This is a genomic window from Roseateles albus (assembly GCF_028595345.1).
GTDB lineage: Bacteria > Pseudomonadota > Gammaproteobacteria > Burkholderiales > Burkholderiaceae_C > Paucibacter_A > Paucibacter_A albus.
The window spans coordinates 108,195-122,400 of the sequence record NZ_JAQQXT010000012.1; the positions used below are offsets into that span (position 1 = coordinate 108,195).

Below are 14,206 nucleotides of genomic sequence, written 5' to 3' on the forward strand. Positions count from 1 at the left end.
GCCTGCCATTGGTTCAGCTTTGAAGCAGCGCTTTTCGGCTGAGCTTGGGTAGACTGCAAGTTCGAGGTGGCCAGCAGCTACTTGCTGCTTTTCATCTGTAAATTTTGTGTTTTTTGATAAACAAGTTGGTCGGATGTTGCCGCCCGAAGCTAAACAGCAGGAATCAGATATGGACACAGCAGACCGCGCGGCCGGAGAGGCTCAGCGCTATACGGCGCCCGCACTAGAGAAGGGGCTGGATATCTTGGAATTGGTGGCGACTGAAGTGGCTCCAATCACTGCAGCTGAAATCGTGCGCAAGCTCGGGCGCTCGCACGGCGAGTTGTTTCGCATGATTCAGGTGCTGGAATTCAGGGGATTTTTGGAGCGTTCACTCGACAGCGATGGGTATCGACTGACCGACAAGCTTTTTGCGCTGGGCATGAGTCAGCCCCGGATCAAGGGCCTTGTCGAAGCGGCATTGCCGAAGATGCGCGAGCTGGCCGAAGCTACTGGCCAGTCCTGCCACCTCGTGGTTCACTCGGAAGGCCAAATCGTCGTCGTGGCAGGCATGGACTCCAACGAGGAGATCGGGTTTTCTGTGCGAGTTGGCCATCGTCGAGACATGACTGAGACGGTCTCAGGAAGCGTGCTCTATGCTTTTCAGGCCGAACAGCTGCGTAAGCGTTGGGACATCTTGTTAGAAAACCAACTTCAAGCGCCTGGTCGAGACGAGTTCGAACGCCGGGTGCTGAAGGCGCAAAAAAACGGCTACGGCATGGCCAAGAGCGGCTTCTCACCAGGCATCACCGACATCTCGGCGCCAATATGGCGCGGGGAGTGCGCAGCAGCAGCGCTGGCCATTCCATTCTTCGAGTCGACTCGGATGCGACGAACGCTGGACGAGGTCATCGTGTTGCTGAAGGCCTGCTCTGCTGACATTTCAAAGCAGCTCGTTGCAAGCGACGCGTCCGCGTGAACGGAATTATTCGACCGTAGCACGCTACTCACAACATGGAATCAAACCGTTGATTCTTGCCAAAACCATCATGCCCACCATTACCTGCATCGAAGATCTTCGCCTGCTTGCCAAGAAGCGCGTACCACGTATGTTTTACGACTACGTTGATTCTGGATCTTGGACTGAGAGCACCTACCGAGCCAATAGCAATGATTTCCAGTCGGTCAAGCTGCGTCAGCGTGTGGCGGTGAACATGGAGGGGCGCAGCACAGCAGTGGTGATGGTGGGTCAACACGCTGCGATGCCAGTGGCTATCGCGCCGACGGGGCTCGCGGGCATGCAGCATGCCGACGGCGAGATACTGGCGGCGAAAGCAGCCGAGAAGTTCGGCATTCCTTTTACGTTGTCCACAATGAGTATCTGCTCAATCGAGGACATCGCGGCGCATACGAAGGCACCGTTCTGGTACCAGTTGTACATGATGCGCGATCGCGAGGCGATGGTGCGCATGATTGAACGAGCGCGCGCCGCACGCTGCAGCGCATTAGTACTGACGCTGGATTTGCAAGTCATCGGTCAGCGGCACAAAGACATCAAGAATGGCCTCAGCGCGCCGCCCCGCCCGACTGTCGCGAACATCCTGAATCTGATGGGAAAACCTCGCTGGTGCCTCGGCATGCTCGGCACCCGCCGGCACTCTTTTGGCAATCTGGTCGGTCATGTGAAAGGGGTAAGCGACATCAAGTCCCTGTCAGCTTGGACTAACGAGCAGTTTGATCCTAGCCTGTCCTGGGCAGATGTTGAATGGGTGAAGCAGCGCTGGGGCGGCAAGCTGATTTTGAAGGGCATCATGGACGTCGAGGATGCGAAGTTAGCGGCCAATTCAGGTGCTGACGCCTTGGTCGTCAGCAATCACGGTGGGCGCCAACTCGATGGTGCGGAGTCCAGCTTGCATGCTTTGCCGCGCATTGTTGAGGCGGTGGGCTCATGCATCGAAGTTCACATGGACAGTGGCATCCGCTCCGGCCAGGATGTGCTGAAGGCCTGGGCCTTGGGCGCACGCGGCGCCTGGATAGGCCGCTCATTTCTCTACGGTCTGGGCGCGATGGGCGAAGTGGGTGTGACCAAAGCACTGCAGATCATCCACAAAGAGCTCGACGTCAGCATGGCCTTCACTGGCAACACCCAAATGCGGAATGTAGGGCGAGACATCTTGGTGCCTGGTACCTTTAGGACCGCGTAGTTTGTAGGTGCAGATCTGCTCTACCGCCAAGAGACAATAGAAGGGATTCGAGGGTGTTGCTCCTGTATCGGCATTTCCAAAGCTGAAGCTTGCAAGGTGCCGGTCTCAACTTGAAGACATTGGGGAAAAGCACTCTTGCTCGGCGACAGAGCGGTGCCGACGCTACGGATTGACCCGGGCTGGCCCGATGCGAAGATGTGCGTTCGACGGCCGATTTTGAAGGTACAGCGGTCACTCAATTCTCGACAGCTCGAATGGCCGGTGATTTCAGCAACGGTCGTTGATCCGCCAAATCCAAACGACCGCTGGCAGCCTTCTGGTGTCGGGTGATCTCGCGCGATGGGCGACAGCAATGGGCACGCTGCTGCCGCTGACGATGTAGGACCGAGCGACTCCTATAGGGTCGGCAGCGCCAAATCGACCGATCGAACAGCAGACATTGAGCCGGGCCTTATCAGAGCCACGTTGATCGCCGGTGCTCACTTGGAACCGGACGTTGGAGTAACCAACACGGTTGTCAAAGTTGCATCTGGTCCAATGGGCTCTCGCTGCAATCCCCACCTTCAAACTCAAGTGCGTTCCTTAGTCTCCCGCTCCCTAATGCCACTGGCAGTTGCCGGTCTCTTTACATGGCAGCTGCCGGCCAGTGCGGCCTCGCTAGCTGAGGAGGTGGCGCAGTTACCGACCGCATTTGCGCGCTGCTCGCATTTCTTCGCCCAACGCCAGCCGCCTGCCGTTCCTCGCAACCCGCGTGTTCGTGAGCTTTGCTATGGGAGCTTTGCCGTACTGCACAGTGGTGATACGAAAACACCAGTATTCGTTGCTCAGCGCCTCAACAAGCAGGCCCTGGGCGGTATCAAACGCCAGAATGAGCGATTCTTTGCTGATGCAAGGCTGCCTCGCGCGGAGCGGGCCGAACTCGACGACTACAAGCGATCTGGCTATTCCCGCGGACACATGGCGCCGTCAGGCGATATGGCCACCGAGGAGGCGCTTGCCCAATCCTTCTCGTTGGCCAATATGGTGCCGCAGTCGATTCGACACAATTCCGGTGCCTGGTCCAAGATTGAACAAGACACCCGGAAGTATGTGCAGCGTGCCGAGGGCGATGTTTTCGTGATTACCGGGCCGGTTTTCGGCTCTGAAAGCTTGCGAATCGGGACCAACGGTGTCCGTGTACCCACTCATATCTTCAAGTTAGTGTTCGACAGCCACACTCAGAAAGCTTGGGCTCACTGGCAGAGAAACATGGATGATGAGGTCGCATCGAAGCCAATCAGCTATTCGGAGTTGGTGCAGCGCACAGGTGTGCAGTGGCTCCCACCAGGGGCGTTGGCACGTTGATCCCATTGGACTTCAACCGCGGCCATGGATCACCAACAGCCGATCCATGACCTCACCAAGCTGTGGAGTGCCGAATAATGTCACCATCACGGCGACGTATATGCTTTCAAAAAACATCAAGGAGGAGCAAGATGCCAGCCGCCAACGACTCTCTCCTGCTGAAGTTTCGGCCTACAGATTCGGCTCTGGGGGTCACGCGTCAGACGGTCAAGGCCATCGCCAAGCGCCTGGGAGTTCCTGAGACTCAGGTCGTTCACCTTGCGCTGGCGAAGCTAGCCGTGGAAACTCTGCCGGGATACGAAGCTGATGATGGCCCCGTGACGGTCGCGCAATTGGCGGCGGTCAAAGTCGATGCATCCAAGCGTTTGCCAAATGGCAAACGCTTGTCTGAAGAGTCACTGTTCCCATGAGCAGTTGGCGACGGATGCTGCTTTAGCACCGTTGCACCCTGTTTGATCAGTCGATGGTTTCACTGCGCGTGAGCTCGGTGATTTTGAGATTGGGGCCAGTCATCTTTACGACGACGCGTCCGCCAGGCAGCTCGATTTCGTACTTCTGGCCAAAAACTTTTACGGTGCAGCCTTCGTCACGATGATCGACTCGACGCTGGCTCTTGGTTGGGCCGAGCCACTCGCACCAATCGACCTGACAGTTATTGATGACCCGGTCTGGCTGACGTGGCCGTGCTGCCTTCGGCTTCGGCGGCTTCAACAGGGCACCCTGGCGGTGAATGTTTTTCGCGCGCCATGCTGAGTACTCAGGGTGGTCTCGAACCGCAGCAATGATGCTGACAAGTGCCGCTTCGAGCCACTTATCGACAGGCTCTCCGGGCAGCCATTGCGGCCACCCGGAAAGCCGACAGCCGAGGCCCACCAAGTCTGTCAGCTTGAGTTTTTTGCGAGCGAACGCCAGCGCCAACTCCCCTTCCTCGGCGACCAGAGCCTGCCGAACTGACTTCGCATGGGCAGCGATCCGATCGTTTTGGGCGCGCCGCTCTGCGGCTTCCTGAGCCGCCTTGAGCGTCGCTGCGTTCGCGGCGACCTCACCCGCCATTGCCGCGTCGAAAGCAGCCTGCAGTTGGTCCTGCATGGCCTGCATGCCCGGCCACACTGCGCGTGTCAGGAAAGCCTCGCCCGGCTTGAGCTTCTGGACGGCGAGCCAGCGAGGCACCGACCATTTGTCGCCATGCGCTTGGACCTGCGACGCCGGGACGATTGAGGTGCGCTTCAGTTCACTGATGACTTGGCAGCTCTTGGGGCAATGAACTGCAACCATGAAACTCACCGTCACGCTTAGATCGCTTGAGCCTTTGCCGGCTCGGCGAACTTCAACCCGGGCGTCACGATGGGTGGAGGTGATCTCTCGAAGAGAGCACAGGGTTGCGTCCAACTGCCTTTCGTTGGCGGACGCACCACGTCCTGGAAGCATACGAGCCCATCTATAAATGGGCACCCAAAGCTCGCCGGGTGGCGTCTGAATCAGCCAAGCCATGTCGGTCGACTTCAAGATCGGCCATGCAACGCGCTGCTCGAAAGGCTTGTCGCGGCTGAAAAAGACCTCGAGCTCGGTGCGTTGTGGCTGTCTCATGGCTGCGGGATCCTGCATTCCAATCGGGGCGGGCTGCGCTGCCACTTTGTAGTTGTTGACGCGACTGCGGGCCGCGTCACGACGCTGGCTGTATGCTGGTGCTGAAAATTTTGATGGTCTTGACATGGCTTCAAATCGGTTTGTCGGTAGGTCAAATTCTCTGTTTGAGCCCAACGAGACGATGCCGAAACACGACAACTTTTTGGCCCAAATACTGCTATTTTTTGGGTGAGGCTGCCTGCCAACATGAACGACCACTGCACATTCGAGACCAGCCAGCGGCACCGCAAACTCTGCTGCGGGCCAGTGGCTGCTGGGTGGCTGGCACCGTGAGTACGGATCTCGACCGCCAATATCGGCAGTAGCTGCGTTGGCGCCATCCACTCTTGATTTCGAGCTTCGGTCTAGGCATTGAGCGGTTGGATGCCAACCCAGGCATGCGCCCGAAACAATGGGCCTAGGCGACGCACGGGCCGCTGTTGCGCCCTATCTGCCGAACACTAAAACGGAATTTCCCCGTCGTCAAAAGCATCCGAATCTGCCGAATCTGAATGCGGCGGCTCCGGCGGAAGAACCGGTGAACTCTTTGCAGGCGAGGGCGCCGACGCCGCCCCGCGGTTTGGGGCAGCACGATCTGTACGGTGACCATCGTCGGACTCAACGCCGTTCAATGCCTGCTCCAGCGCTTGCTCGACAGCGGCGATGCGGGTCTTGCAGACCTTGTAGGCTTCGACTGACTCGGTGACGATCGTCAGCAGGTCGTCGATATTGGGCTCACGCTGATTGCGCAATGTCTCGGCGTGGGTCTGCAAGACACCGTAGGCCTGCTTGAAGGTGGTTTTTGACATCGCTCACAGCTTCCGTTTCTTGGATTGACCGGCCTGTGCCAACAGCACGCCGTCATGGAATTCGATCTGGATGGCGGTTCCTGCCGCCGCCGTCGCCGCACTGGTGATGGTCGAGCCGTCGGCCCCTCGCACCAAAGAAAACCCCCGGCCCAAGGTCTTGTCAGGCCCTTGGCCAGCCACTTCGCGCATCAAGGCCGCCGACTGGGTTTGGGCTTCGGCAACGATGCGCTGCGCATCGCGCCCGAGCTCAGCGAACGCGCGACCCGATGATTCACTGACCTGTCGAATGTCGGCCGCGGCGCGCTGCAATGTGGACATCGCTTGGCCAGTCACCTCAACCTCAGCGGCGCGCAGCAGCCGTCGACCTTCCGACTTCACTTCAGCCAGGGCTGCCGGCACGACTTGGCGCGCGTTGGCAATCACCTTGTCCGCGTGATGCCGCATGGCTTCGAAGCCCGCCTGGCTTTGGACCGAAGCTGAACGGAGTGTCCCCAGCGCGCGCAGCCGTAAGTCCGACATCAACTCAGCCGAGCTTTCTCGGGCCAGGCTCAGGTGCCGCTGCACATCCAGCTTGATGCCGGCATCCATGGCCTCGACGGCCTGCGCGATCTGCAAAGTGGCCCGGCCGACCACGCCAACAATGTCTTCGAAGTGACGCTTTGCCTCACCCGCGCGGCGGGCTATGGCTTGCTCGATCGCGCCGATGACCTTGGACGGCGTGTCAAACCGGATGTTGGCCACCTCATCCAGAATGGTGTGGTCCCTTTCGTGGCCGATGCCGGTCAGCACCGGGATTTCGAGCTCGCAGATCAGTCGAGCCAGGACGTAGTCGTTCAGCCAGGCCAGATCGTTGACGGCCCCGCCGCCGCGAATGAGCACGACAGCATCGGCCGGCGCACTATGGTGGTCTCCCCATTTGCGCAGCGCGTCCGCAAGCGCTTTGCATATTTCACTCGCTGCGCCGTCGCCCTGGAAGCGGCTGTGCACATATGTGAACTTGCAAAGTCCGTGGCGTTGAAGCCTCGCCGCCTCGGCTTGGAAGTCACCCAGTCCGGCCGCCTGCTCGGGCGCCACGACGATGACTTGCTGGTAGTCCCAGGGCGATGCCAGCTGCTTGTTGGCTTCGAACAAGCCTTCGCGCTGCAAGCGAGCGCGGATCTCGCGTTTCTTAGCTTCGAGGTCGCCCAGCGTGTAGTCCGGATCGATCGCATCGATGACGAGGTTCAGACCGTACAGCGGACTGGCGGTCGGCTTGGTGCGAATCAGCAATTTAATGCCGGCCGCGAGTACGGCACCGGTGGCGCGTTCGAACTCCGGCAGGATCTTGTTGGCGACTGATGCCCAAATCATGGCGCGAGCCTGGGCCAGGGTGTCACCCTGGCTATTGCGTTCGACCAGTTCCAGGTAGACATGGCCCTTTCGGATATCGGCTTTGACAACTTCGGCGCGGGTCCAAACACCCGCCGCATACGCCAAAGCCACTGCCTGGGCCACGCCGTTCAACAGTGTCGACAGCGCCACCCCTTTGGATTGCACGGCAAGATCGGAGCCGACCGGCGCATCAAACGCCTGGGGCAGGGCGCTCGGCCGCACGCCAAGTTCATTCCGATTGGACGACCCAGCGGTCACACTGGCCGACGCACTGCCCAATGAACCACCGACAGCGCTACCAGGCAGCCATTGAGCAAAGGGGGCGAGATCCATGCCGCTCGGAACGTACCAAATTTTCAGCTCGGGATTCCAGCGTGCGCCAAGTGCTTTGACCTGGAGGCGATCCTTGTAGCCGGCCTTGAGTTCAGTGTCTTTCACGACCGAGCTTTAATCAATTCAGCAACCCATAACTCAGCTCGCATGCGAATCGGCACCGCGCGACGAGTCCGTACTGCCACTAGCCGAGGAGGAGCGAGCCGGAGCCTCACCACCCCGCCAGGCGTGTGAATCTTCGAAGACTTTTTTGCAGCCGGAGCACAGGCAACCACGGGTGGCGCGCATGGCGCCATGCTCGTCCCGCGCCACCACCTGCCGAAAACTGGTGGCCCCGCACAAATGACATCGATGGGTGAAGTGTCTGGGTGGCATAGGCTTGTATTTATACGTCATTCAAATGACCCCCGTCGGCAAACTGGTCGGCCTTCAAACACCAGTTGCCGATCCGTGAGTGCATGAAAGCAAACTGGAACAGTCGGGGGAGGGCGGCGCTTTTGCTCGCCTCAGTCGGAAGGCATTGCAGCATTTGCCCGGCCGTCACGACCACTTTCGCCTTCGACGCCGGCACCGATCCTTTCGCCAGCATCACCAAGCCTTGCCGCCATCAGATCGGCCGCCGCGCAGCGCGCGTACACAGCACCGTATTCCGGATCGGCCTTGATGCGTCTCAAAGCTGCCCGGATTGGCGAACTGAATTGAGGCCTGAGCCGACCAAAGGCCAATAGCTGCGCACCATGCCGCTCGGGCAATACCTTCCACCAAGCCACGATGCTGCTTGGATCGTTCAAGTTCAAAATCATGTTCGACCTCCGTGATTCAGGCTAACATAAACACTGTATAAATAACCAGTCATATGTTAGTCGATATCGTCGAACTCAGGATCAAAGGTGTGAGGCGTCCCAAGGCTGAAGTGCGCGCCAGCCGTTCAGCGCGTGGCCTTTTGTTGATTCACAAGCTGCGACCCTGGGAGGATCATGACGGCGCGCCGGTATTCGCGACGCTGAGCGGCTTCGCGCTGCCCGATCTGTACCGGGCGCGCGTGCTGCATATCTCCGGGCGCAATATCGTGGTGGCCGGCCAGCAAGATCACGGGGGTGGTCTCGTGTTCCCGCAGGCGTGGTGGTGCCGGGTAGTCATGGCGACCAGCGCGTGCATGGACCAGGCGGAATTTGAGGCGCCACCATGATCGGAGTGCACGGCGGCTACGCCATAGCCGCCGAGGACATTTCAGTAATCCGGAGTCAAGTTGCCAGATTGCGGGTTACTTTCGCCGGACTGTGTTGCTGGGCAACGCTTGCTGCTCCTTGCAAACCGCAGCCTCCCAAGCTTCCCAAGTTGAGTCACTGACCTCCAAGCCTCGGATAGCAGGTGCCTTGCGCCGAAAGATCATCGTCGTAGCAGCCATGATACGCGCCAGGACTGCTGTCGCGGATTGGGGATTTTGTTGCTGAAAGTGGGGGTTCATCGCCATCTCCTTGAGTCACTACAGCTTCGGCGATGCGCCACAGATGTTCTATCCCACTGAAGGGTACCTACTTTGGGGGGGGGGAGGCGCAGGCTGACTAGGCTGGGCTTTCCAGCAGGATTTGGCACTCATGTCGCGCCGTAGGTCGAAGTGACGGCACAAGGCGAACGGCTTGTGGCGTTTGCAGTGGACCGATACGGCCTGCTGTGGCCCAACCGACAGACGAATGCGTCGCCCGAGCAGTGACACATTGGCCTAAATTAGCCAATTTAGTCCCTATTTATGCAAATAGGGTATTTGGTCCATAATAAGGTCAGTCTGCAACTTTCCTTGGGGGATCCGATCATGGCCACTGCTATTCAGCCTGCAAGCGAGGAGCTGTTTGCGCGTTTGCAGCGCAAGCCCATCTCGGACGTCAAGCGTGAGGGCTGGCGTGGTGTGATGAATGCCGTCGATGCCACGGGTAAGGTGTTGATGACCAACCACGAACGGCCCGAGGCCGTGATCTTGTCTTTGCGTGAGTACAGTTTGCTCACCGAGTTGGCTGCGCGTGTCCAACGTGATGACCAGAGCAAGTTGGAGCAACTGACGCGGGCCTTCGATGAGGAATTGGCGGTGCTCAAGCAGCCAGATGCCGGTGACAGACTGCGGCAGGCCTTTAGTTTGCCGCTCGACTTGCATGGCGAGGTCATTGCAGGACAGAGCTTCTGATGGGGCGGCCCGTTCTGCTGGTCCTGGCCGGTGTCAATGGCGCAGGCAAAAGTTCTATCGGCGGCAACATCATGCTGCGCCGGGCTGGGCTGACTTGGTTTAACCCCGATACCTACACCCGCATACTCGTTCAAGGCGGTATGTCCGCCGGCGAGGCCAATGCGTGCGCGTGGCAACACGGCGTGAACTTGATCGACCAAGCCGTTGCGGCGGGGCTCAGTCACGCCTTCGAGACGACCCTCGGAGGCTCGACGATGACCCAAAAGATCGCCGCGGCCGCCCGGACGCACGACGTTTTGGTCTGGTTCTGCGGTCTGGCCTCGCCGGAGAAGCACATCGCCCGTGTGGCCGCCCGGGTGGTAGCTGGCGGACACGACATTCCAGAGGCCAAGATCCGCGAGCGCTGGGTCCGCGCACCGCTGAATCTCATCGACTTGATGCCCAAGTTGAGCGAGTTGCGCGTTTTCGATAACAGCAACGATGCGGTGCCGGGAACCCCAGTATCGAGCCCGATACTGGTCCTGCACGCACAAGCCGGCATTGTCAAATTCCCCAATGCCTTCGAGGACCTTGAACGTACGCCAGACTGGGCCAAGCCGATCGTGAAAGCGGCTCGCGACTACGAACGCAAGCGTTGAGTCTGCCGCTGCCCCCTCTGGAGTCCGAATGACAGGTTCTGGCCGGGGGCGTCAGTACGCAAACGTGCCCGGCAGCTTCCACTCAGGTGCGCTCACGGAAGCCGTTGCGGCTGTTCAGACGCTCGGGGCTCTTCTCGTCGTAGGCAGCGCCGCAGCGTCCTTCGACGTCGATCTCCATGAGGCGCTGGGCCATGAACTGCACCATCTGGCGCAGAACATCGATGTCGGCTCCCTTCTCGGCGAGTTCGGCTAATGCGATAGTTGAGGCGGTCATTGTGTTTCCTTGGATCAGGGTTGGTGGGTCGCACCTCAACCTTATCCGGACTCACGATGGCCACCCTCACTGGGCCGCCTCGCTCAAAAACTTACACCACCTCCTGGGACATCACCTCGGCAGTTGATCGTGGGGTGGGCTAAAAGTGGCCACGGTGGGCGATATTGGCCCATCCGTGGTGCCCAAAGTGGGCGCGAATTGCCCGAGCTGGCCAATATTTGCCCGGCGAGCTGCGAAGAGGTTGGGCGCAGATCACCCTCTGTGGGCAGTACTCGCCCAGCAACGTGCAGACTTTTGATGGTTCACGCTGTGCTAGGCGTCTTTGGCCCAGGCCAGCCGAACAAAAACAGGAGGTTTGAGGGGGGGTGAGAAATTGGCGCGGAATTCCTGATGGAGACTGAAGCCAGCTGGATGCACTGCGGCGTATAAAGAATATTGAGAGCGGAGATACTGAAAGCGCACTGAAAAAATAGTCCTCTATCCAAAATGCCAACCTCTAAGTCAACGGTGCAGCGGCTGCGGTCATTGGCGTTCGAGAGCCGGACTCACGGTGCAGGCCACTCAGCAGTCACTGTCCCGCATCAGACTTTGCGGTGCCAAGTGTCGGGTCTCGAATGTGCAGCGGTCCTTCAGGCGAGCAGCGTTCGCAATCCTCGGTCAGCCTGGGCCGAATGTCTGCCGTTTAAAACCACGAATAGTTGCTGCCGACACCTTGGAATCCCGTCGAAAGTCGTGACAAAAGCCGGCGGGACGCCGCGAGCGAAACCAATCCGAGACTGGCAGGGTGCGGCACAGTTGGTCGCCGGGTCGGTGCTGTTCTGGGCTTTGGCTGCAGACAGTCATCGCGGCGCCCGGTGTTGACCCGTTCCCTAGGTTGCTCGCGCCCGTCTGGCGCGCTTACGCATGCTTTCAGCGAACCACTCCCAGGACCCACCTAGTTAGGGTTTGCATCGCCGATGGAGCAACCGTCTCTTCAATAAGAAGGTACTCGAAGGCTCGCCCTGATTTAGCAGTCTGGAAGTTGTGATTGAGGCCGGGCAGTTCCAGCACAGTTGCTTGCCGGTTCCCGCTACGGGCCAAAGCTTGCCGAATGGCTGTCAGGTTTTCCTTGGCTGGAACTTGCATGTCCTTCTCCCCGATCATTGCCAATAGCGGCACCCTGACGCGCTCAAGGATGGCTGAGGTGTCGATCCCGATGAAGTGACGGAACCAGGGGGTCAGCAGGCCATCGAACGCTTCGTCAGGCGGCCCCTCGGGGGGTATCTCTAGCAGCTTCTTGACGTCATCAGGAAGAGCCTTGGTGGCAGTCTGCATTGCCGCCAAAGCTTGGCCATGATCGCGTGGACTGGCGGCAATCTCGAACAATTCGAACTCTTGCTTTTGATTGGCTACGACAAGCTCGTCTGGCATGCCTTCAGCGCGTCGTTCCACCGCGTCTTGGAGGCTCTTCAGGTGAATGCCTGACAGGCCCATCCCGGCCATCATGGCTACGAACCTGACCTCAGTAGGCGCCGTGCCAGCCACTAGGGCTGCAACGGTGCCGCCCTCGCTGTGGCCGATTAAACCGATTTTAGTAGGGTCAACTGAACGCTGCTGCGCCAGGAACCGCACTGCGCCCAACGCATCGTCTGCATAGTCATTTATCGTCGAGTGCGGATGCGCTTGTCCACCCGTCAAGCCCACGCCGCGCTTGTCGTAACGCAGCACAACGATCCCCATGCGCGTCAGATGGTCTGCCAGCACCCAGAGCGTCTTGTGAAGTGACATTCCCGCATCCCTGGTGTGCGCGCCCGACCCGGCCAGTAGCACGACCGCAGCGAATGGTCCTTTGCCCCTTGGTATGGTGAGCGTACCAACTGGCGACACCTGAGGTGATTTGGTGTTGAACACCACCTGCTGGACTTGGTAGGGCGCGAGCCCTACCGGATGCTGGGGCCGCCGAAAGAGGCCATAGACGTGAAACTGCCCCCTTACGTTGTCGACTAAGTGCGGGATTGGAAACCCGTTGTGGCCCTTCAAAGTAACGACGGTCGATTGATCGGAAGTTGGCGCCAGGAACGGCTCGGTTGCCACCAGCTCGCGCTTCTCCAACTCGCGTTGGACCGCTGCGAACGATTCCGCCGTGAAGACATACCTCTTGATGGAGTCGGGCGAAGGTTGCCGATCCTTTGCTGCCTCACGCGCGGCGACCGGTGCGAGCGCAGCCAAACTCAGAAACAGGGCACATATCCAGCTCTTGTGATTCAAGCATTTCTCCTTTTGTTTGGCAGGTCGCGGATCGACTTCAACTTCCAAGTGATGGGGTGTGCACTCTTTGTTGAGCGCTGGCGAAGACGGCTTGCAAAATCAGCGTGCCATCACGTTGCTGGTGTCTTCGGCCAACACTTTGGCGATGCGCCCTTCAATGCGCGCCACACGGCCGGGATTTTTTTCCTGCGCCGTGACTTTCTTTAGGATGACCACCTGCGCAGTCTTGAGCGCATCTTCGGCCGTGGACTTGATGTCAGGGGACACGCCGGTGCCTTCCCAGTCGGTCTTTGTGATCGGGTTGATTGACCGTCCATTTGGCACGAAGATACCGAAGTGTGGAGTCAGTCGCATCACATCACCCGGGTGTGCGCCGCCACCGGTGGTTTCACCAACGACCGTCACGCGCTTGAGTTTCTGCAGCGAGTAGCTGAAATCTTCGGCCGCCGAGAAGGTGTGTTGGCTGGTCAGGACATAGACCTCCTTGTCCTTGCCAAAACGCGTGCCCGGCACAAAATCTGTACTCCACATCTGTTCTGTGCGATTGCTTTCGCGGTAGAAGATGTCGTTCAGGTGGGTACGCTCATCGAAGAGGTAGCTCGCCAGCAGGGCCACGGTGGCTGGATCACCGCCGCCGTTCTTGCGAAGGTCGATGATGAGCGCATCGGTGTTCGCCACCAGTGTCATGGCCGCAGCTATAGCCTCGCCCGCCTCCTTAGCCGGGAGGAAGCCGCGCAGGTCGAGGTAGCCGATATTGAACGGCAGCCGCTCAACCCGCTCAACACCGAAATTCGACTTCTTCATGTCCAGCAGCTCGTTGGCGCGCTGATCTGGCGACGGCTTCTTATCCGCGCCTTGTTCGGGCAGCGGCTGTGCGCTGTACATCACCCGCAGGTGCTTGTCGTTTGTCTCGGAAACGAGGTGTTCGGTGAGAAGGTCCGACAGCTTTAAGGCGCTGGTAACGTTGTTGTATTCGCCGCGCTTCTGGTGTTGGCGCAGCGCCGCTTCCATCTTCTTAGCCTTTTCAGGGAACACGTAGTTTTTGTTCAATTCAGCAATGGTGTTGTCAATGACTTGCTGGCGTATGGCCGCGTTGACTTCCATATCTGGCTGATTCGGGCCACCTGGCATCGGCTGAGCGCTTGCAAGTGAAAGGCCGAGCGTGGCAAAGAGTAAGGCCAGTAGCGTCTTTTTCATCTGTT

The 14,206-nt window shown here is 59.1% G+C and carries 13 protein-coding genes and 1 pseudogene; 7 read left to right on the top strand and 7 right to left on the bottom strand.

Features of this window, described 5'->3' with window-relative positions:
• The first annotated feature begins 169 nt into the window (after positions 1-169).
• The 4 genes from PRZ03_RS18230 to PRZ03_RS18245 all read left to right on the top strand — a co-directional run bounded on the left by PRZ03_RS18230 (position 170) and on the right by PRZ03_RS18245 (position 3,937).
• The gene (locus tag PRZ03_RS18230; RefSeq protein ID WP_273601674.1) at positions 170-958 is read left to right on the top strand and encodes an IclR family transcriptional regulator; all 789 of its coding nucleotides are present in this window, start codon (positions 170-172) and stop codon (positions 956-958) included.
• 70 nt (positions 959-1,028) lie between these two features.
• Positions 1,029-2,183 carry an alpha-hydroxy acid oxidase gene (locus PRZ03_RS18235; protein WP_273601744.1) on the top strand — a complete coding sequence of 385 codons (1,155 nt, stop codon included), beginning with the start codon at positions 1,029-1,031 and terminating at the stop codon, positions 2,181-2,183.
• Positions 2,184-2,783: 600 nt separating this feature from the next.
• Positions 2,784-3,527 carry a DNA/RNA non-specific endonuclease gene (locus PRZ03_RS18240; protein ID WP_273601676.1) on the top strand — a complete coding sequence of 248 codons (744 nt, stop codon included), beginning with the start codon at positions 2,784-2,786 and terminating at the stop codon, positions 3,525-3,527.
• A 131-nt stretch (positions 3,528-3,658) separates the two neighbouring features.
• Positions 3,659-3,937: a hypothetical protein gene (locus PRZ03_RS18245; RefSeq protein WP_273601678.1), complete on the top strand. Its 279-nt coding sequence runs from the start codon at positions 3,659-3,661 to the stop codon at positions 3,935-3,937.
• Positions 3,938-3,983: 46 nt separating this feature from the next.
• Here the strand turns inward: PRZ03_RS18245 and PRZ03_RS18250 are convergent, their stop codons facing one another.
• The 4 genes from PRZ03_RS18250 to PRZ03_RS18265 form a co-directional block, all read right to left on the bottom strand.
• Complete coding sequence (locus tag PRZ03_RS18250) at positions 3,984-5,240, bottom strand: hypothetical protein (RefSeq protein WP_273601680.1); 1,257 nt, start codon at positions 5,238-5,240, stop codon at positions 3,984-3,986.
• Positions 5,241-5,614: 374 nt separating this feature from the next.
• On the bottom strand, positions 5,615-5,962 hold the full coding sequence (gene xseB, locus PRZ03_RS18255) for an exodeoxyribonuclease VII small subunit (RefSeq protein ID WP_273601682.1): 348 nt from the start codon (positions 5,960-5,962) through the stop codon (positions 5,615-5,617).
• 3 nt (positions 5,963-5,965) lie between these two features.
• The gene (xseA, locus tag PRZ03_RS18260; protein ID WP_273601684.1) at positions 5,966-7,771 is read right to left on the bottom strand and encodes an exodeoxyribonuclease VII large subunit; all 1,806 of its coding nucleotides are present in this window, start codon (positions 7,769-7,771) and stop codon (positions 5,966-5,968) included.
• 401 nt (positions 7,772-8,172) lie between these two features.
• On the bottom strand, positions 8,173-8,469 hold the full coding sequence (locus tag PRZ03_RS18265; RefSeq protein WP_273601686.1) for a hypothetical protein: 297 nt from the start codon (positions 8,467-8,469) through the stop codon (positions 8,173-8,175).
• 53 nt (positions 8,470-8,522) lie between these two features.
• Between PRZ03_RS18265 and PRZ03_RS18270 the strand changes: the two genes are divergently transcribed.
• The 3 genes from PRZ03_RS18270 (at position 8,523) to PRZ03_RS18280 (ending at position 10,483) form a co-directional block, all read left to right on the top strand.
• Positions 8,523-8,855: a hypothetical protein gene (locus tag PRZ03_RS18270; protein WP_273601688.1), complete on the top strand. Its 333-nt coding sequence runs from the start codon at positions 8,523-8,525 to the stop codon at positions 8,853-8,855.
• Positions 8,856-9,479: 624 nt separating this feature from the next.
• Positions 9,480-9,845, top strand: coding sequence for a type II toxin-antitoxin system Phd/YefM family antitoxin (locus PRZ03_RS18275; RefSeq protein WP_273601690.1), 366 nt, complete (start codon positions 9,480-9,482; stop codon positions 9,843-9,845).
• Positions 9,845-10,483, top strand: coding sequence for a zeta toxin family protein (locus tag PRZ03_RS18280; protein WP_273601692.1), 639 nt, complete (start codon positions 9,845-9,847; stop codon positions 10,481-10,483). The genes PRZ03_RS18275 and PRZ03_RS18280 overlap by 1 nt, the downstream gene beginning before the upstream one ends.
• Positions 10,484-10,571: 88 nt before the next feature.
• Here PRZ03_RS18280 and PRZ03_RS18285 read toward each other — a convergent pair.
• The 3 genes and pseudogenes from PRZ03_RS18285 to PRZ03_RS18295 form a co-directional block, all read right to left on the bottom strand.
• A pseudogene (locus PRZ03_RS18285) lies at positions 10,572-10,757 on the bottom strand (transposase); the annotation flags it as partial.
• A gap of 909 nt (positions 10,758-11,666) precedes the next feature.
• Entirely contained in the window at positions 11,667-13,004 is a 1,338-nt protein-coding gene (locus PRZ03_RS18290; protein ID WP_273601694.1) for an alpha/beta hydrolase family protein, read from the bottom strand.
• A gap of 99 nt (positions 13,005-13,103) precedes the next feature.
• Positions 13,104-14,201, bottom strand: coding sequence for a S41 family peptidase (locus PRZ03_RS18295; protein WP_273601696.1), 1,098 nt, complete (start codon positions 14,199-14,201; stop codon positions 13,104-13,106).
• Between the last annotated feature and the right edge of the window lie 5 nt (positions 14,202-14,206).

What these genes read in the sequence shown, in the direction of transcription:
- PRZ03_RS18235 (WP_273601744.1), top strand. Translation starts at nt 1,029, where the DNA reads ATGCCCACCATTACCTGCATCGAAGATCTTCGCCTGCTTGCCAAGAAG.
- PRZ03_RS18280 (WP_273601692.1), top strand. Translation starts at nt 9,845, where the DNA reads ATGGGGCGGCCCGTTCTGCTGGTCCTGGCCGGTGTCAATGGCGCAGGC.
- PRZ03_RS18295 (WP_273601696.1), bottom strand. Translation starts at nt 14,201, where the DNA reads ATGAAAAAGACGCTACTGGCCTTACTCTTTGCCACGCTCGGCCTTTCA.
- PRZ03_RS18275 (WP_273601690.1), top strand. Translation starts at nt 9,480, where the DNA reads ATGGCCACTGCTATTCAGCCTGCAAGCGAGGAGCTGTTTGCGCGTTTG.
- xseB (WP_273601682.1), bottom strand. Translation starts at nt 5,962, where the DNA reads ATGTCAAAAACCACCTTCAAGCAGGCCTACGGTGTCTTGCAGACCCAC.
- PRZ03_RS18240 (WP_273601676.1), top strand. Translation starts at nt 2,784, where the DNA reads ATGCCACTGGCAGTTGCCGGTCTCTTTACATGGCAGCTGCCGGCCAGT.
- PRZ03_RS18250 (WP_273601680.1), bottom strand. Translation starts at nt 5,240, where the DNA reads ATGTCAAGACCATCAAAATTTTCAGCACCAGCATACAGCCAGCGTCGT.
- PRZ03_RS18245 (WP_273601678.1), top strand. Translation starts at nt 3,659, where the DNA reads ATGCCAGCCGCCAACGACTCTCTCCTGCTGAAGTTTCGGCCTACAGAT.
- PRZ03_RS18230 (WP_273601674.1), top strand. Translation starts at nt 170, where the DNA reads ATGGACACAGCAGACCGCGCGGCCGGAGAGGCTCAGCGCTATACGGCG.
- PRZ03_RS18265 (WP_273601686.1), bottom strand. Translation starts at nt 8,469, where the DNA reads ATGATTTTGAACTTGAACGATCCAAGCAGCATCGTGGCTTGGTGGAAG.
- PRZ03_RS18270 (WP_273601688.1), top strand. Translation starts at nt 8,523, where the DNA reads ATGTTAGTCGATATCGTCGAACTCAGGATCAAAGGTGTGAGGCGTCCC.